Genomic DNA, 965 nt, shown 5'->3' on the forward strand with positions numbered 1-965 from the left:
TGTTTTCCAATTATTCGCTGCAGGCTTTTGGTTCTCTTGATAGGAATCAATTTCTTCTACCGTCAGTAATGATTCGTTTTCCCAATTTTTCAGAATCCCCATCACATAACTCAGCCTTCGCTTGTTATTTGTACATGCGATCATCAATGCCTTTAAAATCACGGCTTTCGGCTGTAAAAAGCGAGAATCATCTAACCAGGATAATAGCTGCTCTTTTGCATTCACATTGGTAAAACCAAATCCATTATGATCCCAAAATGCAATAATGTCTTTAACATCTACAAGTTTTTGGTTATCTTCCAAGTGATGCTCATTATTTAGATTACCTTCTAGTATGGACTGAAAAACTTCTTGTTGTTTTTCTTTTTCTTTCTCTTCTTCTTTTTCTTCTTCTTGTCCACGTATCGTATGACGAGTCGGAAAAGTCTCGTCTTTCTCTTCCCATACAGGCGCTAGATATGTATTATTTTCTTCATGATGACTCACTTCTTTGCTGGAGGTACTCTCTTCTTTGTTACAAAAAGAATCATAAAGTTTGCGGAATTCTGGTTTATGAATGGACTCCGCAACATATTGAATCAGTGAAATATCTTGGACCTCTTTTAATTCGGAAAAAATACAATCCATCATGGGTTTCCCGGCTCGATCAAAGTTATATTCCGCCCAGTTTTTTATCGCGAGCTCTCTCGTTTCAGGATTATAACGAACCAGCCGGTGAAGCAGGATGAATCGTTCCATTAATGTTTGAATAAATTCGATAGGATAGCCCATATCAAACGCAATTTGCTTTATCGTAGTCTTATAGATTCCAATTTGTTTCGTCCGTTGATTTGTTAACAGATATAAATAAAAGTGACGGTCATCTGGAGTCATCTCCTCTGAATGAATCGGGTCCACCCAAAAATCCATGCTCACTTTTCTAAACCTAGCCATCCACAACACTACCCTTCTTCTTGTTCATACTT

1 protein-coding gene is annotated in these 965 nt (G+C 37.5%); it reads right to left on the reverse strand.

Going from position 1 to position 965, the window contains the following annotated elements:
• The coding region (locus tag ACY3XC_RS28690) for a DnaD domain-containing protein (RefSeq protein ID WP_464871573.1) at positions 1-933 on the reverse strand (933 nt) is incomplete at its 3' end.
• Positions 934-965 lie beyond the last annotated feature (32 nt).

This window comes from Bacillus sp. CZDM1, from assembly GCF_055502545.1.